Annotated in this window: 1 pseudogene; it reads right to left on the bottom strand. The window is 43.2% G+C overall.

From position 1 onward, the window contains the following. Positions 1-241, bottom strand: a pseudogene (locus tag AAEZ18_RS19545) (RNA-guided endonuclease InsQ/TnpB family protein); the annotation flags it as partial.

Raw genomic sequence — 241 nt, 5'->3', positions numbered from 1 at the left:
TGCCTTTTTTCGCTAACGCGAGGTCACGTTGTAAAGAGGTTAATCGCTCTTTGCTGTTTCTGAGGTAACGGGGGTTTTCGACTTGCTCAAAATTACCATCCTGATCGATAGTCGAAAAGTAATGAGAAACACCCCAATCCAAGCCAACAGCTTTAGTGCCACAGTTTCTCTCAATGGTGTCATACTCCATTGAAACTGAAATGAACCACTCACCATTCTTTCGGATGATTTCGGCAGTTTT

The sequence above is a fragment of the Pseudoalteromonas sp. 19-MNA-CIBAN-0066 genome (assembly GCF_040308705.1).
Taxonomy (GTDB): Bacteria; Pseudomonadota; Gammaproteobacteria; order Enterobacterales; family Alteromonadaceae; genus Pseudoalteromonas; species Pseudoalteromonas nigrifaciens.
This window is presented reverse-complemented; position numbering and strand designations above follow the sequence as displayed.